The 22,633-nt window shown below is 71.3% G+C and carries 22 protein-coding genes; 7 read left to right on the top strand and 15 right to left on the bottom strand.

The genetic code is table 11. From position 1 onward, the window contains the following. Positions 1-3: 3 nt before the first annotated feature. From panC to ACTOWL_RS09025, 5 genes are all read right to left on the bottom strand, one after another. On the bottom strand, positions 4-843 hold the full coding sequence (gene panC / locus ACTOWL_RS09045) for a pantoate--beta-alanine ligase (RefSeq protein WP_441320883.1): 840 nt from the start codon (positions 841-843) through the stop codon (positions 4-6). Further along, entirely contained in the window at positions 840-1,664 is an 825-nt protein-coding gene (gene panB, locus ACTOWL_RS09040) for a 3-methyl-2-oxobutanoate hydroxymethyltransferase (protein WP_441320882.1), read from the bottom strand. The genes panC and panB overlap by 4 nt, the downstream gene beginning before the upstream one ends. 144 nt (positions 1,665-1,808) lie before the next feature. Continuing rightward, positions 1,809-2,285 (bottom strand): carboxymuconolactone decarboxylase family protein, encoded by a 477-nt coding sequence (locus ACTOWL_RS09035; protein ID WP_441320881.1) that lies wholly within the window; start codon positions 2,283-2,285, stop codon positions 1,809-1,811. A 103-nt stretch (positions 2,286-2,388) separates the two neighbouring features. Then, a complete protein-coding gene (locus ACTOWL_RS09030) occupies positions 2,389-3,807 on the bottom strand; it encodes an amidase (RefSeq protein ID WP_441320880.1) in 1,419 nt (472 codons plus the stop codon). Between the two features lie 58 nt (positions 3,808-3,865). Next, the gene (locus ACTOWL_RS09025; RefSeq protein WP_441320879.1) at positions 3,866-4,150 is read right to left on the bottom strand and encodes a GNAT family N-acetyltransferase; all 285 of its coding nucleotides are present in this window, start codon (positions 4,148-4,150) and stop codon (positions 3,866-3,868) included. Between the two features lie 186 nt (positions 4,151-4,336). On the opposite strand from ACTOWL_RS09025, the gene ACTOWL_RS09020 reads away from it, so the two are divergent. After that, on the top strand, positions 4,337-5,578 hold the full coding sequence (locus ACTOWL_RS09020; RefSeq protein ID WP_441320878.1) for a class I SAM-dependent methyltransferase: 1,242 nt from the start codon (positions 4,337-4,339) through the stop codon (positions 5,576-5,578). Between the two features lie 43 nt (positions 5,579-5,621). Here ACTOWL_RS09020 and ACTOWL_RS09015 read toward each other — a convergent pair whose 3' ends face one another. Beyond that, positions 5,622-6,806 (bottom strand): MFS transporter, encoded by a 1,185-nt coding sequence (locus ACTOWL_RS09015; RefSeq protein WP_441320877.1) that lies wholly within the window; start codon positions 6,804-6,806, stop codon positions 5,622-5,624. Between the two features lie 111 nt (positions 6,807-6,917). Then, positions 6,918-8,081, bottom strand: a complete 1,164-nt coding sequence (locus ACTOWL_RS09010) for a GSCFA domain-containing protein (RefSeq protein WP_441320876.1) — start codon at positions 8,079-8,081, stop codon at positions 6,918-6,920. Between the two features lie 177 nt (positions 8,082-8,258). Between ACTOWL_RS09010 and ACTOWL_RS09005 the strand changes: the two genes are divergently transcribed. Together ACTOWL_RS09005 and ACTOWL_RS09000 are read left to right on the top strand one after the other, a co-directional pair. Then, positions 8,259-9,152, top strand: a complete 894-nt coding sequence (locus ACTOWL_RS09005) for a LysR family transcriptional regulator (protein WP_441320875.1) — start codon at positions 8,259-8,261, stop codon at positions 9,150-9,152. Between the two features lie 113 nt (positions 9,153-9,265). Then, positions 9,266-10,294 (top strand): amino acid ABC transporter substrate-binding protein, encoded by a 1,029-nt coding sequence (locus ACTOWL_RS09000; RefSeq protein ID WP_441320874.1) that lies wholly within the window; start codon positions 9,266-9,268, stop codon positions 10,292-10,294. A gap of 38 nt (positions 10,295-10,332) precedes the next feature. Here the strand turns inward: ACTOWL_RS09000 and ACTOWL_RS08995 are convergent, their stop codons facing one another. The 5 genes from ACTOWL_RS08995 to ACTOWL_RS08975 form a co-directional block, all read right to left on the bottom strand. Next, positions 10,333-10,773 carry a GNAT family N-acetyltransferase gene (locus ACTOWL_RS08995; protein WP_441320937.1) on the bottom strand — a complete coding sequence of 147 codons (441 nt, stop codon included), beginning with the start codon at positions 10,771-10,773 and terminating at the stop codon, positions 10,333-10,335. 82 nt (positions 10,774-10,855) lie between these two features. Then, positions 10,856-11,203 (bottom strand): hypothetical protein, encoded by a 348-nt coding sequence (locus tag ACTOWL_RS08990; RefSeq protein WP_441320873.1) that lies wholly within the window; start codon positions 11,201-11,203, stop codon positions 10,856-10,858. Further along, positions 11,200-11,850: a glutathione S-transferase family protein gene (locus tag ACTOWL_RS08985; protein WP_441320872.1), complete on the bottom strand. Its 651-nt coding sequence runs from the start codon at positions 11,848-11,850 to the stop codon at positions 11,200-11,202. Before ACTOWL_RS08985 ends, ACTOWL_RS08990 begins: the two co-directional genes overlap by 4 nt. A 70-nt stretch (positions 11,851-11,920) precedes the next feature. Further along, the gene (locus tag ACTOWL_RS08980; protein WP_441320871.1) at positions 11,921-12,544 is read right to left on the bottom strand and encodes an SRPBCC domain-containing protein; all 624 of its coding nucleotides are present in this window, start codon (positions 12,542-12,544) and stop codon (positions 11,921-11,923) included. Positions 12,545-12,661: 117 nt separating this feature from the next. Then, complete coding sequence (locus ACTOWL_RS08975; protein ID WP_441320870.1) at positions 12,662-13,213, bottom strand: methylated-DNA--[protein]-cysteine S-methyltransferase; 552 nt, start codon at positions 13,211-13,213, stop codon at positions 12,662-12,664. Positions 13,214-13,415: 202 nt separating this feature from the next. On the opposite strand from ACTOWL_RS08975, the gene ACTOWL_RS08970 reads away from it, so the two are divergent. After that, a complete protein-coding gene (locus ACTOWL_RS08970; RefSeq protein ID WP_441320869.1) occupies positions 13,416-13,667 on the top strand; it encodes a DUF1127 domain-containing protein in 252 nt (83 codons plus the stop codon). 15 nt (positions 13,668-13,682) lie between these two features. Here ACTOWL_RS08970 and ACTOWL_RS08965 read toward each other — a convergent pair whose 3' ends face one another. Next, entirely contained in the window at positions 13,683-16,958 is a 3,276-nt protein-coding gene (locus ACTOWL_RS08965; RefSeq protein WP_441320868.1) for a hypothetical protein, read from the bottom strand. 134 nt (positions 16,959-17,092) lie between these two features. Here ACTOWL_RS08965 and ACTOWL_RS08960 point away from each other — a divergent pair, with 134 nt between their 5' ends. Further along, a complete protein-coding gene (locus ACTOWL_RS08960) occupies positions 17,093-17,824 on the top strand; it encodes an SIMPL domain-containing protein (protein WP_441320867.1) in 732 nt (243 codons plus the stop codon). Positions 17,825-17,878: 54 nt separating this feature from the next. Here the strand turns inward: ACTOWL_RS08960 and ACTOWL_RS08955 are convergent, their stop codons facing one another. After that, positions 17,879-18,367 (bottom strand): lytic transglycosylase domain-containing protein, encoded by a 489-nt coding sequence (locus ACTOWL_RS08955; protein WP_441320866.1) that lies wholly within the window; start codon positions 18,365-18,367, stop codon positions 17,879-17,881. Between the two features lie 118 nt (positions 18,368-18,485). On the opposite strand from ACTOWL_RS08955, the gene ACTOWL_RS08950 reads away from it, so the two are divergent. Continuing rightward, positions 18,486-20,567, top strand: a complete 2,082-nt coding sequence (locus ACTOWL_RS08950; RefSeq protein ID WP_441320865.1) for a 3-hydroxyacyl-CoA dehydrogenase NAD-binding domain-containing protein — start codon at positions 18,486-18,488, stop codon at positions 20,565-20,567. Positions 20,568-20,769: 202 nt separating this feature from the next. Here the strand turns inward: ACTOWL_RS08950 and ACTOWL_RS08945 are convergent, their stop codons facing one another. Then, complete coding sequence (locus tag ACTOWL_RS08945) at positions 20,770-21,411, bottom strand: hypothetical protein (protein ID WP_441320864.1); 642 nt, start codon at positions 21,409-21,411, stop codon at positions 20,770-20,772. A gap of 268 nt (positions 21,412-21,679) precedes the next feature. On the opposite strand from ACTOWL_RS08945, the gene ACTOWL_RS08940 reads away from it, so the two are divergent. After that, entirely contained in the window at positions 21,680-22,579 is a 900-nt protein-coding gene (locus tag ACTOWL_RS08940) for an MBL fold metallo-hydrolase (RefSeq protein WP_441320863.1), read from the top strand. Positions 22,580-22,633: the final 54 nt, after the last annotated feature.

Raw genomic sequence — 22,633 nt, 5'->3', positions numbered from 1 at the left:
GCGTTACACAACCGGCAGGTTGTCGAGCAGGCGCGTGGCGCCGAGCCGGACCGCGGCGATCAGCCGTCGCGGCCGGCCGGGCGCCGGCTCGGCCAGCGTCTCGGCGTCGCGCAGCACCAGATAGTCGACCGCGTCGAAGCCGGCGTCGCGCAGCCGGTCCGGCCCCGCGGCCAGCAGCGCCGGGTCGGCGGCGATCTCGGCCATGATCCGGTTCAGCCGCCGCGCCACCGCCAGCTGCGCCTCGCCGAGATAGGCGTTGCGCGACGACAGGGCCAGGCCGTCGCGGTCGCGCACCGTCGGCACGCCCAGGATCTCGCAGGGCAGGTCCAAATCGCGCACCAGCCGGCGCACCAGCAGCAGCTGCTGGAAATCCTTCTCGCCGAAGGCGGCGAGGTCGGGCGCCGCCTGGATCAGCAGCTTCGCCACCACCGTCGCCACCCCGGCGAAATGGCCGGGCCGCACCGCCGCCTCGAGATCGGCGACGATCGGGCCGCTGGGCACGATCGAGAAGGCGAAGCCCTCCGGATAGATCTCCGCGACCGTCGGCAGATAGGCCAGGTCGGCGCCGGTCGATTCCAGCTTGGCCAGATCCTCGGCCTCGCGCCGTGGATAGCGGCTGAAATCCTCCTTCGGCCCGAACTGGGCCGGGTTGACGAAGATGCTGAACAGCACCCGGTTCGCCCCGGCCTTCCGCAGGGCGGCGGCCAGCTCGAGATGGCCCTGGTGCAGCGCGCCCATGGTCGGCACCAGGCCGATGCGGTCGCCGGCCCGGCGCCAGCCGGCCACGGCAGTGCGCAGCTCGGCCGCGGTCCGGGCGATCACGGGATTGGCGGGATCGGTCATGACGGCTTCTTTTCGGCGAAGACATGCTCGGGGCCCGGGAAGCGCCGGGCGCGGACATCGGCGGCGAACCCCGTCGCCGCCTCGGTGATCGCCGCCTCCAGGTCGGCGTAGCGGCGGACGAAGCGCGGCGTGGCGGCGCCGGTCAGGCCGAGCAGGTCGTCGGTCACCAGCACCTGGCCGTCGCAGGCCACCGAGGCGCCGATGCCGATGGTCGGGATCGGCACCTCCTCCGTGATCCGGCGGGCCAGCGGCTCGACCGTGCCCTCGATCACCAGCGAGAAGGCGCCGGCCGCGGCCATCGCCTTGGCTGCCGCGAGGATGCGCGCCGCCTCCTCCGCCGACCGGCCGCGGGCATTGTAGCCGCCCAGCATGTTGACCGATTGCGGCAGCAGGCCGACATGGCCCATCACCGGGATGCCGCGGGCGGTGAGGAAGGCCACCGTCTCCGCCATCTCCTCGCCGCCCTCCAGCTTCACGGCGGAGGCGCCCTCGGCCATCAGCCGGGCGGAGGCGGCGAAGGCGTCGCGCGGCGAGGCCTGGTAGCTGCCGAAGGGCAGGTCGGCGATGATCGCGGCCCGGACCGAGCCGCGGCGGACGGCGGCAGTGTGCAACGCCATCATCTCGAGCGTCACGCCGACCGTGCTGTCCAGCCCGTGCACCACCATGCCCAGGCTGTCGCCGACCAGCAGCGCGTCGACATGCGGGTCCAGCAGCCGGGCCACCGGCGTGGTGTAGGCGGTCAGCACCACGATCGGCTCCTGCCCCTTGCGGGCGCGGAGCTGCGGGATCGTGATGCGCCGGATCGCGGCGGAAACGCTCACCTCGGTGCACTCCCAGTCTTCGGGATCTGTCGTCCCGACCGGGATGCTGCAGTGCAAAATCCGTTGAGGCAAGCCGGATGTCACGGCGTGGAAAACGACGGGCGGCCGAAGCCGCCCGCCGGAGCCTACAGATCGGCCGGAACGTCAGGCCGCGGCCGCCTTCTTGCTCTCCGCGTCCGGCTGCGGCCCCTTGGCGAAGCCCACGGCCAGGCGGTTCCAGCTGTTGATCGAGCACACGGCCAGCGTCAGGTCGACCAGCTCGCGATCCTCGAACTGCGCCTTCACCGCCTCATAGATCGCGTCCGGCACCTGCCGGGTGTCGGAAACCAGGGTCAGCGCCTCGGCCCAGGCCAGCGCCGCCTGCTCGCGCGGGCTGAACAGGCCATGCGCCTCGCGCCAGCCGGCGACGGCGTCCAGCCGCTGCTGGCCCTCGCCGGCCTGGCGCAGCGCCTTGGCATGCATGTCGAGGCAATAGGCGCAGCCGTTGATCTGCGAGACGCGCAGGAAGATCAGCTCCTGCAGGGTCATCGGCAGGCCGCAGCCTTCGAGATAGGTGTGCACGCCGTACTGGGCCTTGATGGCACCGGGGGCGACGACGGCGTAGTTGAGACGAGCGGACATGGTCGAAAGCTTCCTCATCATGAGATCGGAACCGCCCATCGGGCGGTCTCGACATCAAGACGAGATGGCGTTCGCGGATGTGACGGGCCCGACCGAAAAATCGTCAGGCCGCCATCGGGATCGCCCGGCCGAAGCCGTTTTCCTTTGCCCAGGCCTCGATCGCGCGGGCGGCGGACAGCACCGCGTGGTCGCCGCGGCGGCGGCCGATGATCTGCAGGCCGAAGGGCAGGCCGGCCTCGTCGCGGCCGAAGGGCAGCGCCACCGAGGGCAGCCCGGCCAGGGTCGGGCCGTAGGCCAGCGCCAGCCAGTGGAAGTAGCTGGACAGGGCGGCGCCGTCGATCGTGGCCGGGTACCAGTCCTGCCACGGGAAGGGCGGGTGCCCGGCCACCGGGCAGATCACCACATCGACCCCGGACAGGAAGGCGTCGGCGTCGCGCACCACCCGGGTCTGCACCGTCAGCGCGCTGGCCACGTCGGCCAGGCCGAGCTTGAGCCCGGCGGCGACATTGGCGGTGACGTTCGGCCCGACCTTGTCCGGTGTCGCCTCGACCTTCTCGCGATGGCCGGCGACGAAGCCGACGGCGCGCAGCGTGGCGAAGGCCTCGTCCACCCCGCCCATGTCGACGGCGAAATCGACGCTGCGGCCGACCGCCGGCTCCAGCGCCTGGCGGGCGGCGCGGAAGGTCCGGCGGACGCGGCTGTCGACCGGGGCGAAGCCGAGATCCTCGGTGAAGGCGACGGTCAGGCCGCCGAGTTCGACCGGATTTAGCGCGCGGAAGGGCTCGCCCTCGACGCCGAGCGACAGCGGGTCACGCGGGTCGTGGCCGACCATCGCCGAGAGCATCAGCGCCGCGTCGGCCACGGTCCGCGCCATCGGCCCGTCGACCGACAGCGGCGACCAGCCATGGCCGCGGGTCTCGGTCGGGATCAGCCCCGGCGTCGGGCGGAAGCCGACGATGCCGCAATAGGCGGCCGGGGTGCGCAGGCTGCCGGCGAGGTCGGAGCCGGTGGCGAGCGGAACCATGCCGCAGGCCAGCGCCACCGCCGAGCCGCCGGAGGAGCCGGCACAGGTCAGGTCGTGATCGAAGGGGTTGCGGGTCGGGCCGAACACCTCGTTGCGGGTGTTGGCCCCGGCGCCGAATTCCGGCGTGTTGGTCTTGGCCAGCACGATCGCCCCGGCCTGGCGCAGCACCGCCACCACCCGCTCATCCGCCGCCGGCACGTTGTCGGCGAACAGCGGCGAGCCATAGGCGGTCAGCAGCCCCTCAGTCTCGCTGAGATCTTTGACCCCGATCGGCAGCCCGTGCAGCGGCCCCAGCGCGTCGCCGCGGCGCACCGCCGCCTCGGCCGCCCGCGCCTCGGCCCGGGCCCGGTCATAGGCCTTGGCGGTGATGGCGTTGACCGCCGGGTCGGCCGCCTCGATCCGGGCGATGCAGCTCTCGACCAGATCGACCGGCGAGACCTCCCCCGCCCCGATCAGGCGCCGCAGCTCCACCGCCTCGAGATCGCACAGCTCCGCCATGACCGCCTCTTGCTCCGGATTCTTGTCGGGCAAATCTGCGGGGCCGCGACGGACAGCGTCAACCGCGATCGGCGGCCACCAGATCCGCGTCGTCGGGATGGCGCTCGATGAAGGCGGCGATGAACGGGCACAGCGGCCGGATCGTCAGCCCGGCGGCGCGGATCCGGTCCAGCGTGCCGCGCGCCAGGGCGGTGCCGACGCCGCGGCCGGACAGCGCCTTCGGCACCTCGGTGTGGGTCAGCGCGACCACGTCGCCGTCGCGGCGATAGGCGACGAAGGCGGTGACGCCATCGACCACCATCTCGTACCGGCTCAGCGCCGGATTGTCGGCCACCTCGGCCATGGGTCTCTCCTTCGGATTCGCTGCCGGCAGTATGGCCCGGCGGCCCGCTGCAACAAAAAGGGTACACAAACGATCCGAGGCATGATCCTACTTTGCGCTTGGACAGGGGAATCGCCCCGGCATCCGGGTTCTCGGCTGTGCCCGACCCGCGCCAGGCGGCGACGGATCAATGTGAGATTGGGCAGGATGTTCATCGCACTTCTGAAATCGATCGTCCGGACCGGCAGCCTGCGGGTGATCGATGCCGCCGGCGTTACCCACAAGATCGGCGACGACTCGCCGCCCCGGGCGGTGATCCGGCTGAAATCGCGTCGGCTGGCCTACACCCTCGCTCTGAACCCCGGCCTGGCGCTGGGCGAGGCCTATATGGACGGCCAGCTGGCGATCGAGGAAGGTTCGCTCTACGACTTCCTGGCGCTGCTGGCGCGGAACTTCAAAGTCGACCGCAATTCCTGGCTGGCGCTGATCGAGCGGTTGACCCGCGGGCTGAAGCAGACCAATCCGGTCGGCAAGGCGCAGCGCAACGTCGCCCATCACTACGACCTGTCGGCCCAGTTGTACGACCTGTTCCTCGACACCGACCGCCAGTATTCCTGCGCCTATTTCGCCACCCCCGGGGACAGCCTGGAGACGGCACAGCTGAACAAGAAGCGGCACATCGCCGCCAAGCTGCTGTTCGACCGGCCGGGCCTGAAGACGCTGGACATCGGCTCCGGCTGGGGGGGCTTGGGCCTCTACCTCGCCCGCGAGGCCGGGGCAGACGTCACCGGCGTGACCCTGAGCACCGAGCAGCACAAGCTGAGCACGGCGCGGGCGGCCGCCGCCGGGCTGGCGGACCGGGCGCAGTTCCACCTGCGCGACTATCGGCAGGAGGCCGGGCCCTATCAGCGCATCGTCTCGGTCGGCATGTTCGAGCATGTCGGCAAGCGCAACTACGCCGAGTTCTTCGCCAAGCTGCACGGCCTGCTGGCCGATGACGGCGTCGCCCTGATCCACAGCATCGGCTATTCCGACACGCCGGGCCCGATCAACCCGTTCATCCGCAAATACATCTTCCCGGGCGCCGACCTGCCGACCCTGTCGGAGCTGGCGACGATGGCGGAGCGCCACGGCCTGTATGTCACCGATGTCGAGGTGCTGCGCATCCACTATGCCGAGACGCTGCGGCACTGGCGCGAGCGCTTCATGGCGCGCCGGGCCGATGCGGCGAAGCTCTACGACGAGCGCTTCTGCCGGATGTGGGAGTTCTACCTGGCCCTGTGCGAGGTCGGCTTCCGCTACCGCACCACCGTGATCTTCCAACTGCAATTCGCCAAGCGCATCGACACCGTGCCGATCACCCGCGACTACATGGTCGAGCGCGAACGGCAGATGGCCCAGACCGACACCGGTGACAGCGTGCCCGAGCCGAGCCGGGCCACGGGCTGAGACGAAAACGGCCCGCCGGGGATGGGCGGGCCGTCTTGCTGGATCAGGAGGCGCAGTCCGCGGCGGGGACCAGGGCCGGGGCGCGGCGGTCGAGCCGCAGGCTGAGCGTGGCCACCGCGACGCCGACCAGGGGCACCAGCGCCGCCACCCAGGGCACCGCGCCGAGGCCGGGCCCGTGCTCGATCACCTGGCCGCCGAGCCAGGCGCCCAGCGCGTTGCCGAGGTTGAAGGCGGCGATGTTGAAGCTGGAGGCCAGGCTCTGGCCGGCGCCTTCCGCCTTCTCCATCACCCACATCTGCAGCGGCGCGACGGTGGCGAAGCCGGCGGCGCCGAGCAGGCCGACGAAGACCACGGCCAGGACGGTGCTGTGCACGGCGAAGGTCATCAGCCCCAGCACCACGGCCAGGGCCAGCATGCTGCCCAGCACCGTCGGCACCAGCCAGCGGTCGGCGAATCTGCCGCCGAGCAGGTTGCCGACCACCAGCCCGCCGCCGAACACCAGCAGGATCGGGGACACCGCCTGCTCCGACACGCCGGTGATCTGGGTCAGGATCGGCGCGATGTAGGTGAAGACGGCGAAGACGGCGGCGAAGCCCAGCACGGTGGTCAGCAGGCCCAGCAGCACCGGGCGGCGCGCCAGCACCTTCAGGTCCTGCCGCCAGTCCGACACCTCGGCCGGCGCCTTGTCCTTCGGTACGGCGACGGCAATCACGGCGAGGGCGACGAGGCCGACCGCGGTCACGGCCCAGAAGGTTGCGCGCCAGCCGAAGCCCTGGCCCAGCCAGGTGCCGAAGGGCACGCCCAGGATGTTGGCGACGGTCAGGCCGGTGAACATGATGGCGATGGCCGAGGCCCGCTTCTGCGCCGGCACCAGGCCGGTGGCGACCACCGAGCCGACGCCGAAGAAGGTGCCGTGGGCGAAGGCGGTCAGCACCCGCGCCGCCATCAGCGTGGTGTAGTCGGGCGCCACCGCACAGGCCAGGTTGCCGATGGTGAAGATCACCATCAGCCCCAGCAGCACGGTCTTGCGCGGCATCCGGCCGGTCAGGGTGGTCAGGATCGGCGCGCCGGCGACGACGCCGAGCGCATAGCCGCTGATCAGGAGGCCGGCGGTGGAGATCGAGACGCCGAGATCGGTCCCGACCTCCATCAGCAGGCCCATGATCACGAATTCGGTGATGCCGATGCCGAAGGCACCGACCGCGAGGGCATAGAGGGCAACGGGCATGACGGCCACCTGGCGATGAAAGCTCATCGCTAGATGGTCGCCGCGCCCGGCTTGGATTATGCTTCGGGGAAGCCAATCAGTTGTGACGTGGCTTCCAAGGTGTCGAACCTCCTACTCCGCCGCGATCGCCGCCCCCTGGACCGCACGGCGCGCCGCGATGCGCTGCTGCCGCCGCTCCTCGCGGATCTTCGCCCGCTCCAGCTCGCGCTTCCGCTTCGCCGCCGCCAGCCGGGCCGCCTTGCGCTCATCCGCCGTCTCGGCCTCGTGCAGCGCCACCGCGGCGTGGCCGAGCTGGCCGATCAGCCGGTCCTGGCGCTGGGCGTAGCGGAACGAGGCCAGCAGCGCCTCGTCGTCCATCGCGGTCCGGCAATAGTAGCGCTCGAACACCTTCATGTTGAAGTCGAGCACATGCGAATAGACGTGCCGCCGGTCGTCCCGCCACTGGTGGCTGAAGCCGTGCATGACGATGTCGTAGCTCGGGAAATAGAACAGCCGCGGGTCGTCCGGCGCATTGCGGCGGAAGAACTCGTCCATCGCCGCCCGCAGGATCGCCTTCGACACCGCATTGGCCGACAGGCAGGTCACCGGCCGGAAGGTCGCGGTCAGCGGGATCGGCGACACAGTGAACAGCACCGCCGCATCCGGCCGGAAACCGCGGATCAGCGCATGGATCGCCTGCAGGTTCTCCAGGTTCTCGGCATGGCTGGTGACCCGGAACTTGTGCCGCGCCGGGTCGTATTTGTCCTTCGGCACCGCCCGCCAGAACACCTCGCCGGTCGGCTCGTCGTACCACACCTCGGACAGGCCGAGAGTGATGACGAACAGCTCCGCCTCGTCGAACAGCGCCTTGGTGCGCAGCCGGATAGCCTCGTCATAGCCGAACTGGGATGCGTCGTAGCCGTGCCACAGCTCGGCCTGCGGCGTCTTGCCCAGCCAGGCCCATTCGAACTGCTGGCGGATGGCGAAGGTGTTGACCATGCCGTCGCCCATGCTCGAGACATAGGCGAGGTTGTCGCGCTTGGTCAGGACGTTGAAGCCGGCCTTGTGCAGGTATCGGCTGATGTTCTCGGCGAAGCAGGAGCCGAAGGCGACGATCGGCGTGCCCCGGGTCACGAACCGCTCCGCCGGCATCCAGCCCTTGGCGAAGTAATCGACGACGACGCCGGCGCGATCGAGCGATTTGTCGCTCGGGTAGAAGTTCGTCGTCTCGCCGCGGAAGAACGTCGCGCTGGCCTTGCGCTGCACGCCGTCCTGCTCGATCAGGATTCTGGACATGGAAGATCCCCCTTGCTGCTCACAGGCCAATCCGTACGGGCCGACCAACACCTCGAAACCAGCTTTGATGCACCGCAGCATGACAGGACGTCGTTTCCGAATCCACCCTCGATGGCCCGAACCTTGAATCTCAAGATTTCGTGAACCGAGCCGCCGCGCCCCAGCCGAGAACCGCCCATGGACATCAACCGTTCCGGTGAAATGGAAGTCTTCGTGCGGGTGGTGGAGGAAGGCAGCTTCTCCGCCGCCGCCCGCCGCCTCGGCCTGACGCCGTCGGCCGTCGCCAAGCTGATCGGCCGGCTGGAGGACCGGCTGGGGGTACGCCTGCTGGCCCGCTCCACCCGCAGCCTGAGGCCGACGCCCGAGGGCGACCTGTTCTACGACCAGGCCAGCCGGATCCTGGCCGACATCGCCGAGGCCGAGGCCGGCATCTCCGGCGCCTCGGCGCCGCGCGGGCGGCTCAGGATCAGCGCCTCGATCCCGTTCGGCACCCATTGCGTGGTGCCGCTGCTGCCCGAGTTCCGCGCCCGCTTCCCGGCGGTGACCCTGGATGTCAGCCTGACCGACGAGGTCGTCGACATCCTGGCCGAACGCACCGACGTCGCCATCCGCCACGGGCCGCTGCGCGACAGCAGCCTGCAGGCCCGCAAACTGGGCGTCAGCCGCCGGATCCTGATCGCCGCGCCTGCCTATCTCGAGCGGCGCGGCGTGCCGCGCACCCCGGCGGACCTGGCCGGGCACGACTGCCTGACCTTCAACTACCGGCGCAGCTTCACCGACTGGATCCTGGCCGGGCCGGACGGCCCGAAGCCGATGCAGGTGACCGGGCCCCTGGTGGTCAACAACGGCGAGACCCTGCGCCAGGCGGTGCTGGCCGGAATCGGGATCGGCCGCACCGCCCTCTACCACGTCAGGCACGACCTCACCGCCGGCCGGCTGGTCGAGCTGCTGCCGGACTACGACCCGCGCGAGATGGAGGAGATCCACGCCCTGTTCCTGGGCCGCGGCACCATGCCGGCCCGGGTGCGCGCCTTCATCGACTTCCTGGTCGAGCGGTTGCGCTTCGACTGAGACCGTGCCGATGGCGGGTTCGGTCATGGATCTGCAACGAATTCTTCCTATAACCCCGCCGTCGCCCCGAACGCATCGGCGTCGCCTGCGCGGTGGCGGGAACGAGAGGTTTCATGCAGATCCGTCATCTTCTGGCCGCCTGCGGTGCGGCCGCCGTCGCGTTCGGCTTCGCCGGCTCGGCCCAGGCCGGCGCGACCCTCGACGCCATCAAGCAGCGCGGCTTCGTGGAATGCGGTGTCAACACCGGCTTGGCCGGCTTCGCCCTGCCGGACAGCCAGGGCCACTGGACCGGCTTCGACGTCGACACCTGCCGCGCCATGGCCGCCGCCGTGTTCGGCGACGCCGAGAAGGTCAAGTACACGCCGCTGACATCGGAGACGCGCTTCACCGCGCTGCAATCCGGCCAGATCGACCTGCTGATCCGCGCCGCCACCTGGACGCTGACCCGCAACACCAAGCTGGGCATCACCTTCACCGCCACCTATTTCTACGACGGCCAGGGCTTCCTGGTGCCGAAGTCGCTCGGCGTCTCCGGCGCCAAGGACCTCAACGGCGCCACCATCTGCATCCTGCCGGGCAGCACCAGCGAGCTGAACCTGACCGACTGGGCGCGCGCCAACAAGATCGACTTCAAGCCGGTCGTGATCGAGAAGCTGGAGGATGCGGAGGCCGCCTTCTTCGCCGGCCGCTGCGACGCCTACACCAGCGACGCCTCGGGCCTGGCCGGCACCCGCGCCGCCAAGGCGCCGAAGCCGGACGACTACGTGATCCTGCCGGAGATCATCTCGAAGGAGCCGCTGTCGATCGCCGTGCGCCAGGGCGACGACCAGTGGGCCAACGTTACCCGATGGGTGTTCAGCGCCATGGTCCAGGCGGAGGAGAGCGGCGTCACCAGCCTGAACGTCGACAGCTTTGCCGACTCGCCCGATCCGACGCTGCAGCGCCTGCTGGGCAAGACCCCGGGCATGGGCGAGGCGCTCGGCCTGCCGGAGAGCTGGGCCCATGACGCGATCAAGCAGGTCGGCAATTACGGCGAGGTCTACGAGCGCAACCTCGGCCTGAAGACCCCGCTGGGCCTGCCGCGCGGCGAGAACGCGCTGTGGAGCCAGGGCGGGCTGCAATACGCCCTCCCGATCCGCTGACCACGGGCCGCGGGGTGAAGCGCGCTTCGCCTCGCGGCCTATCCTCCCCGCGCCGCCAGCGCCGCGAGGTCGTCCCAGGCATAGAGCAGGTTGTGCGAGCGCCAGAGCGGGCCGGGATCGGTGTAGCCGCCGGCGCGGCGGCCGCCCTGGGCTTCGTAGAAGGCGATCGCCGGGCCGTTGCCGACCACCACGCCGAGGCCGAGCGCCGCATAGCCCCGTTCGGCCAGCGCCGCCGCCAGCGCGGCGAGCAGCCGTCGGCCGAGGCCGCGGCGGGCGAAGCCGCGGCCGACATAGAGGTACTTGACCTCGCCGCGGCCGTCGAAGGCGGGGTCGCCGGGCGGCCCGGCCAAGCCGAAGCCGGCCAGGGCGCCGTCGATCTCGGCGACGAGGGCGATCTGCGCCGGATCGGCCAGGGTCGCCTCCCAGCGGGCCTGGCGGCGGGCGACGTCGAGCGCGGCCGCGGCCTCGGGCGGCGCCAGGTCGCGATAGGTGTCGCGCCAGACCGCGACATGCAGCGCGGCGATGGCCGGCGCGTCGGCCGCGACGGCGGGCCGGATGGCGTCAGTAGGGATCGCTGGCCTCCAGGATTTCCTGCCCCATCAGCGCGCAGGTGTCGGGGATCTGGGCGTAGAGGAAATGCATCCGGTACTCGGCCTTGTAGATGAAGCCCCAGACTTCGAGCACGTCGAAGCGGCCCTCGCCCCGCAAGGCCTTGACCGTGCCCACGGTCTTCGCGGTGTCGTCGACCGACAGCTCGGTGTCCTCGCCGAAATGGAACGCCAGCAGCGTGCGGGCGTGGGCGACGGCGTCGGCGGCACAGGGATGGGCGGCCTGAGCCCGGGCGGGGCCGGCAACGGAGAGCAGCGCGGCGGCGACGGCCCCGGCCGCGGCGAGGAACCGGACCCTCATGCCGCGGTCTGCGCCGCGTCCCGGGCCTGGGCGCGCTGCACCGCGGGGCGGGTGGCCAGCGTGGCGAGATAGGCCGCCAGGGTCGGATTCTCCGGCAGCTTGCCCCAGCCGTGCAGCCATTGCAGCAGCGACCCGATCAGCACGTCGGCGGCGCTGAAGCGGGCGCCGAGCAGATAGGGTCCGCCGGCCTGCAGCGCGGTCTCGACCCGCCGCAGCGCCTCGGGGAAGGAGCACCAGCCGAGCGTGCTGGCCGGCGGCTCCTCCCTGCGCGGGAACACCGAATCGGACAGCGCCGGCTCGAGCACCGAGGGGCAGTAGCCGATCCAGTTGGTGTAGGCCGCGCGCTCGCGCGAGCCGACCGGCGGCGCCAGGCCGGCCTCGGGCAGGGTGTCGGCGACATAGGCGCAGATCGCGGCGCTCTCGGTCACCACCGCCGGGGGCGACCAGTCCCCGGCCGGGCCTAGGTCGATCAGCGCCGGCACCTTGCCCGCCGGGTTGATGGCGAGATAGGCGGGGTCCTTGTGCGTCGCCTTGGCGAAATCGTGCTGGGCGACCTCGAAGGGCACGCCCGTCTCCTCCAGCAGCCACAGGATGCGGCTGGAGCGGGAGCGCGGCGCGTGGTGCAGGATGAAGCGCGGCGTGGTCATGGGTCCTCCCCCGAGGAATGTCGTCGTGGCGGCAGTGAACCACAGATGCGGAGTGTGAAGCGAGAGGGCTTCAGCCCGGCTTCGCCTGCCCGACCAGCGTGGCGAAACGGTCGGCGACGCCGCGCCAATGCGCCCGCATCGCCTCGCGCGCGGCGGCATCCGGCAGCTTCTCATGATGGAAGGTTATCACGGTCTTCGCGTCTCCAGGCTGCAGCGCGATCTGTACGGTCGAGGGCGCCGCGTCGCCCGGCCGTTGCCGGGTCAGGCGCAGCCGGTCGCCCGGCTTGACCACGCGGATCTCGCCCGAGACGCCGTCCGGCTCCTGGTAGGCGACGCCCGGCGCCAGCTGCGCCGGCTCCGCCGTGCCGAGCCACAGGGCGCGGCCTTCCGGCGACAGCAGCAGGCGCCAGACGGTCTCCGCCGGCGCCACCAGGGTCCGGCTGACGCCGACCTGGAACCCGGCCCCGGCGGTCTGGCCCAGGGCGCGGCGGCCGATCGCCCGCTCATAGCCGACGGTGACCGACTGGCCCCACCAGCCGGACAGGCCATGGGTCTCGCGCAGCCAGGCGACGATGCGCGGATGCGGCCAGTCGCAGGCGCCGGCGGCGTCGAGCAGCGCCTGCCATTCCGCCGGGTCCTTGCCGGTCGCGGTCGCCACCGCCGTGTCGCCCGGCTCGTTCCTGCCGCCGGTCATGTCTCTCCCCCGGTTCAGCCGATCCATCCTCGCCCCCGCGCACCTGCTCGGCAAGCCAGGCGCGGAAGGCGGCCAGCTTGGGCGTCCGCCACGTGGCCGGCCGGGCGGCGTGAGGACTCAGACCGCCAGCGACAGGGCCGGCGGCCGGGCGCCTTCCAGCTCCAGCAGGGCCGCCTTGCGGTGCAGGCCGCCGCCATACGCGGTCAGCGTGCCGTCGCTGCCGACCAGGCGGTGGCAGGGCACCACCACCGAGATCGGGTTGGCGCCGTTGGCGGCGCCGACGGCACGGGCCGCCTGCGGCCGATCGAGGCGCTGCGCCAGATCGCGATAGGTCAGGGCGATGCCGCAGGGGATATCGCAGAGCGCCGCCCAGACCCGGCGCTGGAACGGCGTGCCGAAGGGCGCCATGGGCAGATCGAACACCCGGCGCCGGCCGGCGAAGTATTCGGTCAACTGATGCGCGATCGGGCGAAGGGCGACGGGATCGGCCGGCCCGGTCTGCAGCCCCTCCCGGGCCAGGCGGCGCTGGCTGAAGGTCGGGGTGCCGTCGGCGCCCTCGAAATCCAGGCCGACCAGGGCGCCCGTCGCATCCACCAGGGCCAGCATCGGGCCGAGCGGCGTGTCGACCCGGCCGGCGGTGATCGGCGGGATGGGGTCGGCGAAGATCATCGCCGCATCAGGCCCGGCGGGGCCGGCGCCGGCAACCTGAATCTTGCGGCTACTCGCCCCGGCAATAGGAGCCAAGTCAATTTCAGGAGTAGTCGGAATCCCGGCATTCCGAAACCGTCGTGCAACGCAGGCCGGCGACAGTGATGCTCCCAAGAAAGGGGTCGCGACCACACTCGTCCCACAGACCCCAGAGGTAAGGATCATGAGCATTCCTGTCGCACAGCTGAGCTATCCGTTTCACAGCAAGACCGGTTTTTCGCTCTGCCGCCGGTCGCCCTTCCGGCGCCTGTCCGCTCCGTTCGCAGGACTTTGGCGGCGCCTGACCGAACACAACCGCCTGCGGCGCGACCAGCGGCATCTGGAGCAGATGACCGACCACGAGCTGAAGGACATCGGCCTGCGCCGCGCCGGCCCCCGTCAGTTCCACCACATCGGCGACGCGGAGGGCGGCTGACGCCGCCCCGCCCGCTCACGGCCGGCCGTAGCGCCGCCGCTCGCCGCCCCGCACCAGCTCCACCGCCAGGTCCGGATGGCCGGAGGGCAGCAGCGGGTCGGTGATCCGCTCGCCGAAGCTGCGGCGCAGGCCGAAGACGTGGCACAGCATCAGGTTGGTGGTCAGGCCCGGCCCGCTGGAATAGACCCGCCAGCCGCCATCGGCGGCGATCGCCCCCTGCTGCACCAGGGCCCAGTCGGCACCGGCCGCATAGCGGTCGGCGAAGGCGGCGTCGCTGGAGCTGAAATAGGCGTTGCGCTGGCGCGGCGTCGCGTTCGGCACCACCTCGGTCGACGCCACCGGGCTGGCCTGCAGCAGGATCCGCCACGCCGCATCCGCCTCGCCATGCGCCGCCATCGCCTCGCCGGCGCGGAGATGGGCGTGGGTGTACATCAGCCCGATCTCGCGGCCGAAGAAGGCGGCGGATTCGGCCCGGCGGAACAGGGTCTCGACCCCGCCGCGATAGGTCACCGGCCGGTCCATCAGCCGGATGCCGTCCGGGAAGGTCAGGTGCTCGCGGATCAGCTCGAGATGGCGCTCGACCGCCTCGCCGGCGAACAGCCCGGCGATCAGCGCCCGCTTCATCGGCAACAGCGAATAGTGCAGGCCGGTGCGGGTGTCGTCCGGGTGCAGCAGCAGCTCGGCCACCGTGCCGTCGGGGTTGAACACGGCATAGCCGGCCAGCACGCCGTCGCGCACCAGGTGGCGCTGCAGGTCCCAATGCATCGACCCGGCCAGGGCCTCGATCTCGCGCGCCTTGGCGGCCTGGCCGGCATGGTCCAGCACCCCGGCCCAGCGGTTGAGCTGCTGGGTCAGCAGGGCGACAGTCCAGGCGCTGACCATCCAGTCGCGCAGATGCGGGTCGACCGGCTGCAGCGAATCGTTCCAGTCGCCCTCGCCGTAGCGCAGCAGCCGGGTGCCGGGGATGAAGCGCTCCTGCACCACCGCGACGATGCGGTCGATATGGGCCGAGACCGGATCCCGCCGCTCGGTGCGGGAAAAATCCTGCTCGTTGCGCCAGGCCAGCGGCTCGTCCAGGAAGGCCATGTCGCCGGTGGCCTCGATGTAGTCGCACAGCGCCTTCAGCGGCCAGACGATGACGTCGCCATGGGCGTGGCGGTCCTGGATCGGCGCATAGGGCTCGAGCATGAACCATTGCGGCCAGTCGCCCCGGCCTTCGTATTGCTGGGCGAAGACCGTGCGCAGCACCTCCTTCGCCGCGGCGTCGTGCTCCAGCGCCAGCAGGAACTCCAGCGCGCCCTGGCAGACGTCGCGGGTGCCCCAGGCGCCGCCGGTGTACTGCTCCAGCCCGTGCGGCACGGTCAGGTGGATCATCGCGTCATGCGCCAGCCAGGGGAAGGCGGCGTCCAGCGCCGCGCCCTCCGACCCGCCGCCGGTGACGCGCAGGCCGCGCGTCACCTCCGCCCAATGGGCGTTGGCCGAGCCCAGCATCTCCTCGAAGGACACGCCGGCGGCATAGCGGTCGGCCAGGGGGGCGGCCGCGGCGGGATCGGTCAGCGACCCGGTGACGGCGAAGCCAAAGCCGGCAACTGGGCCGGTGCGCAGCGCGATGTACCCGCCGCCACGGCCCTGCCCGTCGGCATAGAGCAGCTCGTCGCCGCCGACCGCCTCGATCGCTTCAGGGGTCGAAGTGACCAGGTGGTAGATCGAGTCGGGATAGCGCTGGCCCCACAGCCAGTCCGGGTCGGGGCGGAAGGCGATGCGCTTGCCGGCGGCGTCGATCGAAACCCGCCCGGCCTGCTCCAGCTCGCGCTCGCCGAGCACGAGATGGCCGAGGACGAGGAAGCGGCAGGGCGCGCCTTCGACCTCCACCTGCCACTGCATCGCCGTGTCGGCGCCGGAGACGGCGGCGCGAACGGTCGTGGTTCGGCCGCCGAAGCGGTAGATCCAGCGGGCCTCCGCCAGCCCCATCTCGAAGGCCGAGGGCACCGACAGCAGGCGCCAGGCCGTGCGGCCCGCGCCTTCTCCCGCATCCACCAGGATGCGCAGGCCGGAGGCGCGGGTGATGTTGTAGGGGTCGCGCGAGACCGAGAACAGCTTGTGGAACGAGGTGTTGCCGACAGTCAGCTGGGCGGCGAAGACGCCATGCGCCCAGACCGTGGCGCAGAGCAGCCCGTCCGTCGGCAGCAGCGCCGCGCCGGAGCGCAGCAGCGCGCCGTGGCGGCGGCGCAGGTCGCGCTCCTTGGCCCGCAGCACGACATGGCGGTTCAGGTCGCCCTCATCGGCGAAGAAGGATTGCAACTCGCCGTCCCGCCGCTCCTCCAGCCGCCGGGCCGGCCACAGCCGGTCGAGCGCGGCGGTGTCGAGATCCTCGGCGACCAGCGGCGGCGCATCCTGCAGCAGGCCGCGCACAGGGGTCTCCAGCGCCACCTCGGCCGGGCGGAACGCCTCGGCGGCCTGCAGCGCCTGGTCGACCACGGCCAGGTCTTCATCCGCCGACGCCGCCTTGTGGTCGGGCACGAACAGGCCGAAGAAGCGCCAGGACGCCTTGGCGCCGGGCGCCAGCGTCGCGGTGCTTGAAGCGATGGCCGGGCAGGCGACCTCGTGCTGCAGCCGCTCGCTTGGCAGGTTGCCCGTCACCTCGGCGCGGTCGCGGAAGCCGGGGCCGAAGCTCTGTGCCGCATCGGTGGCGAAGCCCGCAGCGCCCTCCAGGCAGCCATGCGCCACCCAGGGAAACCGGCCGCCCTGGGCCAGGGCCTGGCGGCTCATCACCACCGGGCCCAGCTTGGGATGCCGGGCGACATGGTGGTCGGTGTATTGTGAGCCATAGGCTTCGTTGTTCATCAGGAAGCCGCGGCTGCCGAGGCCGATATCCTGCAGCAGCACCGCCGCGACCTCGGCCGCCGCCGAGCCCTTGTTCTCGACCTCGACCCGCCACAGCCAGAGATTGACCTCCGGCGCCAGCCACAGCGTGGCGCGATGCGACAGGCCCTCGGCCTCGCCGGCCCAGACGAACCGGTCCGGCCCGACCCCGACCTCGAGCCGCGCCGCCGGCCCGACCGCCTCGACCACGCGGCCGCCGTCGAGCCGCAGCAGCACCCGGCCGATGCCACCCGAGATCGGCGATCCCAGCACCTGGTTGACCAGCACCGGGTCGCTCTTGTCATCCACCCGGTGCGACAGGGCGAAGATCGTGCCGTTCGGCAGCAGGGCGGCGGCGAGGCCGGTGCGGTTGGCGATCCGGCGCAGCCCGAGATCGGCGTCGCGCGGCAGGATGAAGTCGGCCGTCATTGTTGTTCCCTCCGTCCGGGTTCCCCTTCTACCCTGCCCCGGAGCCGATGCCTATGGGACCCGATACCTGCCTTGGCAGCGTCGCAATTCGTCCCTCTACTCCGCCCCAACCGCAACCCATCCGGGGACCGACCATGACCCGATTCCGCTCCAGCCTGCTCGCCGCCGCCCTGCTCGCCGCCGTGGCGGTGCCGGCCACGATCGCCGCCACGGCACCGGCCCTGGCCGCCGAGGCTGCCGCCCAGACCCTATCCCTGGCCGGCGAGGGCAGCGCCAGCGCCGCCCCCGACCAGGCCACCGTGACCAGCGGCGTCACCAGCGAGGGCAAGACCGCGCGCGAGGCGGTGGACGCCAACAGCAAGGCCATGGCCGCGCTGATCGACGCCTTCAAGACGGCCGGCATCCAGGCCGCCGACCTGCAGACCAGCGGCTTCTCGGTGCAGCCGCGCTACGCCCAGCCGAAGGAGGGGTCGAGCGAGGCGCCGCATATCGACGGCTACGAGGTGCGCAACCAGGTGACGGTCCGAATCCGCGACCTGACCAAGCTGGGCGCCGTGCTGGACACCGCGGTCGCCACCGGCTCGAACCAGATCGACGGCGTCGATTTCGGTCTGGCCGACCCGGCGCCGGTGCTGGACAAGGCGCGCGAGGCCGCGGTGGCGGACGCCCGGCGCAAGGCCGAGTTGATCGCCAAGGCCGCCGGGGTGAAGCTGGGCCGCATCCTGGCGATCGCCGAGCCGGGCGCCGAGCCGCCGCGCCCGATGATGGCCGCCTACGCCATGGAGAAGGCCGCCGCCGTCCCGGTCGAGGCCGGCGAGAGCGAGTTCACCGCACGGGTCAACGTGACCTGGGAGATCGCGCAGTAAGGAACCGGTCGAGCCACCCCAGTGACCGTTGAGACTGCGCTGCAGTCTCAACGGTCACTGTCCTTGAATGACGTGGATCGCCTCGTAGACCCGGCGGACCTGGTCGGCATAGGGGCGGCCCACCGCGAGGTTCTCCGGCCCGGCATTGTAGGCGGCGACGGCGGACCAGATGTCGCCGCCGCCGGTGGCGACCCGCATCTCGCGCAGGATCTCGCCGCCGACCAGCAGGCAGACGCAGCGGTCGGCCAGCAGCGCCTCGCGGGTGACGCCGAGCGCGGCCAGCCGGGGATAGTGGATCGAGTTGATCTGCATCATGCAGATATCCTCGGTGCCGTTGCTGTTGGCCGCGTTCACCGCCTGCTGCCGCCAGCGCGTCTCGACATAGGACATCGCCAGGATCAGCTCGGTCGGCACCCCGGCCTGCAGCGCGGCGCGGGCCATGCAGTCGCCGGCCGAGGCCGGCCCCGGCAGCAGCAGGGCCAGCGCCGTCAGCGCCGCCGCGGCCGGCCGCCCGCCCTTGGTTTTCCCGTCATGCCGAGCCATCGGCCCCGCCCGCTGCGCCGTCGGAAGGAACCGAAGCCTATACCATCCGGCTTGCGGATCAATGACATCGCCTATACCGAAGGTGATGCCGATGGGATCCGCTGAACGGGGAAGACCGATGGAGAAGGTGCACACCGTGGTCGAGGACGGGATCGCCGTCGTCACCATCGCCAGCCCGCCGGTGAACGCGCTGGACGCGGGCGTCCGCGCCGGCCTGGCCGAGGCGGTGCGCCGCGCCGATGCCGACCCTGCGGTCCGCGCCATCATCGTCGCCGCCGAGGGCCGCACCTTCATCGCCGGCGCCGACATCAGCGAGTTCGGCAAGCCGCCGGCGCCCCCGTCCCTGCCCGAGGTGATCGACGCCCTCGATTCGGTCCGCAAGCCGCTCGTCGCGGCGATCGGCGGCGCGGCGCTGGGCGGCGGGCTGGAGGTGGCGCTGGGCTGCCACGCCCGCATCGCCGGCCCGGCGGCGAAGCTGGGCCTGCCCGAGGTCAAGCTGGGGCTGATCCCCGGCGCCGGCGGCACCCAGCGGCTGCCGCGGCTGATCGGCGCCGCCCCCGCGTTCAAGCTGATGGCCGACGGCGCCCCGGTCTCCGCCGCCGAGGCGCTGGCGCTCGGCATCGTCGACGCCGTGGCCGAGGGCGACCTGCTGGCCGCAGCCAAGGCCAAGGCGCTGGAGCTGGCCGGGGCCGGCACACGGCGGCGGAGCCGCGACCTCGACCGGCAGCTGCAGCCGGGCGGCCGCGAGGCCTTCGAGCAGGCGGCGGCCGAGGCGCTGAAGCGCAGCCCCGACCTGCCGAACATCGCCGCCCTGGCCGAATCGGTGCGCGCCAGCTTCACCGAGCCGTTCGAGGCCGGGCAGGCGCTGGAGCGCGCCCGCTTCGTCGCCCTGGTCGCCGACGACCGGTCCAAGGCCCTGCGCTACGCCTTCTTCGCCGAGCGCGAGACCGCCCGCGTGCCGGGGCTGGCCAAGGACACGGTGCGGCGGCCGATCCAGCGGGCCGCGGTGATCGGCGCCGGCACCATGGGCGCCGGCATCGCCATGTGCTTCGCCAATGCCGGCATCCCGGTCACCGTGATCGAGACCAGCGAGGAGCTGCTGGCCCGCGGCCTGGACCGCATCGCCAAGACCTACGCCTCGTCGGTGCAGCGCGGCAGCCTGTCGGCGGAAGAGCAGGCCCGGCGCCTGGCGCTGGTGGCCGGCCGGGTCGGGCTGGAGGCCGCGGCCGACGCCGACCTGGTGGTCGAGGCCGCCTTCGAGGACATGGACGTCAAGCGGCAGATCTTCGGCACGCTGGACCGGGTGGCCAGGCCGGGCACGATCCTGGCCACCAACACCTCCTATCTCGACGTCGACCAGATCGCCGCCACGACCGCCCGCCCGGCCGACGTGGTGGGGCTGCACTTCTTCAGCCCGGCCAATGTCATGCGCCTGCTGGAGGTGGTGCGCGGCAAGGCGACCGCGCCGGAGGTGCTGGCGACGGCGCTGGACCTGGGCAAGCGGCTGGGCAAGGTGCCGGTGGTGGTCGGGGTCTGCCGCGGCTTCGTCGGCAACCGCATGCTCGCCCGCCGCACCCAGGAGGCCGAGCGCCTGCTGATCGAGGGCGCGTTGCCGCACGAGGTCGACGCCGCCCTGACCGGCTTCGGCTTTCGCATGGGGCCGTTCGCGGTCAGCGACCTGGCCGGGCTGGACATCGCCTGGCGCAACCGCAAGTCGCTGGGTCAGACCGCGCCGGTGGCCGACGCGCTGTGCGAGGCCGGCCGCCTGGGCCAGAAGGTGGGCCGCGGCTACTACCTCTACCCCGAGGGCGCCCGCAGCGGTGTGCGCGACCCGGAGGTGGAGGCGCTGCTGGAGGAGGTCTCGGCCAGGCTCGGCGTCGCCCGGCGCGCGATCCCGGCCGAGGAGATCGTCGAGCGGCTGGTCTATCCGATGGTCAATGAGGGCGCCCGGATCCTGGAGGAGGGCATCGCCGCCCGCCCCGGCGACATCGACACGATCTGGCTGAACGGCTATGGCTGGCCGGCCTGGCGCGGCGGCCCGATGTTCCATGCCGACCAGGTCGGGCTGCAGATCGTGGCGGCCCGGCTGGAGGCCTTCGCCGCCGCCCGCGGCGAGCCGGCCCTGGCCCCGTCGCCGCTGCTGCACCGCCTGGCCGATGCCGGCCAGGGCTTCGCCGGCTGGGCCGCGCCGGCACGTTGAGCAGGCGTCCCGCATGGGTGCTTCGGCGGCTTCGCCGTCTCGCCATGGGGGAAGCACAAGCGCCTCCGACCCCCCCCGCGGGGCGGGAGAGGCAAAAACAATCCGGTTCTCGCAGGTTGGGTTCGCGACAGCGAACCCAACTGGATCGGGGGCCGCGATGGCGGCCGGGTGTTGGGTTCGCCCAGGGCGAACCCGACCTGCCTTACCCGGTGTCGGGCGGCCTGGGCTTGCGGCCGGAGGCCGAGCGGGGTGCGGGCGCATCCTCAGGATCGTCCTCGCCGTCCTCCGACGGCAGGAAGCCCAGATTCTCCATGGCCACGTCGGCCATTTCGAGCCAGCGCTTCACATTCGGCGGGAAGTCCCAGCGCCGGCACAACGCCGCCACCGCGACCTCGGCCCGGCTGGCTTCGATCAGCTCCGCCACCTCCGGCTGCTCCACCCGCTCGCACACCTCGGTGGCGTGGCGCTGGACCTCCTCGGGGTCCTCGGACGATTCGTAGGCCGCCGCCAGCATCGCCAGCTTCACCCGCAGCGCGTGCCAGTCCTCCTCGGCCGCCTCGCGCTTCGCCGCAGCCTTGCGCCGCTCGTCGCGCTGCCCGGCGAACTTCTGCTCTAGGAGCAGGGTCAGCCGCAGCGACTTCGTGATCACGGCGATCCGCTGGCCATAGTCGACGCCGGGCTGCGGCGCCTCCACCGCTTCGGTGCGGGTGGCCTCGATGATCTCCATATGGACGTCCGCCGCCCGGGCGAGCATGCGCAGATGCCGCGCCGCCCGCTCCTCCGCGGGAGTGGCCGGGGCTTCCGAAACCGAATCGGTCTGCGCCTTGTCCATAGAACGTAGCATGAACGAGATCGCAGACGTGACCAGCGGTCCAAGGCATCCTGCGACGCGATGCGGCCAGATTGATTTCTTCTATAGGAGATTGAATTCTGCCATAGAAGAAATTAGTATGGCCGCGTCGTAAGGACACTTGGCCCAGTGCAGCATGGAGTTGCGGAGGTTCAATCCTCTGGCTGGTGGGCTAAAAGATCGCGTCGCGATGGCCAAGTCGGATCCGACCTCAACACTCACAATGGAGTGACCTGTGCCGCCATCTGAGGGCTTTGATGCCATGACACGTCGCAATGTTTTGGGAGCGGCTGGTGCTATCGCAGCCGGTACGGTCGCTTCGCAGAAAAAAGCCTCCGCCGGTGAGCGGCGCCTGCAAAGGACAGCGTCCGGCACAAACTTCGCACGCTATGAATTCGGCGATCTCACCGTGGTCGCGCTCCGCGACGGCTATGTGGACATGTTGCCCAGCCGGTTGCGCCAGGCGGGTGATCGTCCTTTTGGACCGGACATGCCGGCCCAGGTGACATTGGTCGACGGGCACCTCCGCCTGTCGGTCAACGCCTTCCTGGTGATCGATAGCGAGCAATACGTGCTGATCGATACGGGAGCGGCGAATGCGTGGCTGCCGACGATGGGCTCGCTGCTTGACGCACTGGCCGAGGCGGGCGTGGCGCGTGAGAGCATCACCACCGTCGCCTTCACCCACACCCACGCAGATCACGTCAACGGCGTGGTCGCCGCCGACGGCTCGGACGCGTTTCCCAACCTCCAGCGGCTGCTTGTTCCACAGGAAGAGCTGTCGATGTTCGATGGGTACGAACGGCTGTCTCGGTTTCGCCAGGCCCGTTTGCCCTTCGGGGATGGCTTCAAGCTGAGCGACAGCATCGCCGCCGTTCAGGCGCATGGCCATGAAGTCGGCCACACCGCATTCGAAGTGTCGAGCGGAGGCGAGACTCTGTTGATCTGGGGGGATCTCATCCATGTGCCCTCGATCCAATTCGAGAGACCGGAGCTGACTTGGGAATATGACGCCGACCAGCAACAGGCGCGTGCCAGCCGCGCCAAGATGCTGGAGCACGTGGCACAGCGCGGTGTGTTCGTCGCCGGTGCGCACCTCGATTTCCCGGGCGTCGGTTATGTCGAGCGTGCCGGGCAAGCCTATCGGTTCCTGCCGCTCTGATCCTCGGCGTCGGTGCCTTGGCGCGGGCTCGCCCAAGAGTGACATGCGCCCGCC

This window comes from Inquilinus sp. CA228 (genome assembly GCF_052078665.1).
Lineage (GTDB): Bacteria > Pseudomonadota > Alphaproteobacteria > DSM-16000 > Inquilinaceae > Inquilinus.
The sequence above is the reverse complement of the archived record's forward strand: the minus strand, read 5'-3'. Positions and strand labels throughout refer to the sequence as shown.

What these genes read in the sequence shown, in the direction of transcription:
- panC (WP_441320883.1), bottom strand. Translation starts at nt 843, where the DNA reads ATGACCGATCCCGCCAATCCCGTGATCGCCCGGACCGCGGCCGAGCTG.
- ACTOWL_RS09035 (WP_441320881.1), bottom strand. Translation starts at nt 2,285, where the DNA reads ATGTCCGCTCGTCTCAACTACGCCGTCGTCGCCCCCGGTGCCATCAAG.
- ACTOWL_RS09030 (WP_441320880.1), bottom strand. Translation starts at nt 3,807, where the DNA reads ATGGCGGAGCTGTGCGATCTCGAGGCGGTGGAGCTGCGGCGCCTGATC.
- ACTOWL_RS09025 (WP_441320879.1), bottom strand. Translation starts at nt 4,150, where the DNA reads ATGGCCGAGGTGGCCGACAATCCGGCGCTGAGCCGGTACGAGATGGTG.
- ACTOWL_RS09020 (WP_441320878.1), top strand. Translation starts at nt 4,337, where the DNA reads ATGTTCATCGCACTTCTGAAATCGATCGTCCGGACCGGCAGCCTGCGG.
- ACTOWL_RS09015 (WP_441320877.1), bottom strand. Translation starts at nt 6,806, where the DNA reads ATGCCCGTTGCCCTCTATGCCCTCGCGGTCGGTGCCTTCGGCATCGGC.
- ACTOWL_RS09010 (WP_441320876.1), bottom strand. Translation starts at nt 8,081, where the DNA reads ATGTCCAGAATCCTGATCGAGCAGGACGGCGTGCAGCGCAAGGCCAGC.
- ACTOWL_RS09005 (WP_441320875.1), top strand. Translation starts at nt 8,259, where the DNA reads ATGGACATCAACCGTTCCGGTGAAATGGAAGTCTTCGTGCGGGTGGTG.
- ACTOWL_RS09000 (WP_441320874.1), top strand. Translation starts at nt 9,266, where the DNA reads ATGCAGATCCGTCATCTTCTGGCCGCCTGCGGTGCGGCCGCCGTCGCG.
- ACTOWL_RS08990 (WP_441320873.1), bottom strand. Translation starts at nt 11,203, where the DNA reads ATGAGGGTCCGGTTCCTCGCCGCGGCCGGGGCCGTCGCCGCCGCGCTG.
- ACTOWL_RS08985 (WP_441320872.1), bottom strand. Translation starts at nt 11,850, where the DNA reads ATGACCACGCCGCGCTTCATCCTGCACCACGCGCCGCGCTCCCGCTCC.
- ACTOWL_RS08980 (WP_441320871.1), bottom strand. Translation starts at nt 12,544, where the DNA reads ATGACCGGCGGCAGGAACGAGCCGGGCGACACGGCGGTGGCGACCGCG.
- ACTOWL_RS08975 (WP_441320870.1), bottom strand. Translation starts at nt 13,213, where the DNA reads ATGATCTTCGCCGACCCCATCCCGCCGATCACCGCCGGCCGGGTCGAC.
- ACTOWL_RS08970 (WP_441320869.1), top strand. Translation starts at nt 13,416, where the DNA reads ATGAGCATTCCTGTCGCACAGCTGAGCTATCCGTTTCACAGCAAGACC.
- ACTOWL_RS08965 (WP_441320868.1), bottom strand. Translation starts at nt 16,958, where the DNA reads ATGACGGCCGACTTCATCCTGCCGCGCGACGCCGATCTCGGGCTGCGC.
- ACTOWL_RS08960 (WP_441320867.1), top strand. Translation starts at nt 17,093, where the DNA reads ATGACCCGATTCCGCTCCAGCCTGCTCGCCGCCGCCCTGCTCGCCGCC.
- ACTOWL_RS08955 (WP_441320866.1), bottom strand. Translation starts at nt 18,367, where the DNA reads ATGGCTCGGCATGACGGGAAAACCAAGGGCGGGCGGCCGGCCGCGGCG.
- ACTOWL_RS08950 (WP_441320865.1), top strand. Translation starts at nt 18,486, where the DNA reads ATGGAGAAGGTGCACACCGTGGTCGAGGACGGGATCGCCGTCGTCACC.
- ACTOWL_RS08945 (WP_441320864.1), bottom strand. Translation starts at nt 21,411, where the DNA reads ATGCTACGTTCTATGGACAAGGCGCAGACCGATTCGGTTTCGGAAGCC.
- ACTOWL_RS08940 (WP_441320863.1), top strand. Translation starts at nt 21,680, where the DNA reads ATGACACGTCGCAATGTTTTGGGAGCGGCTGGTGCTATCGCAGCCGGT.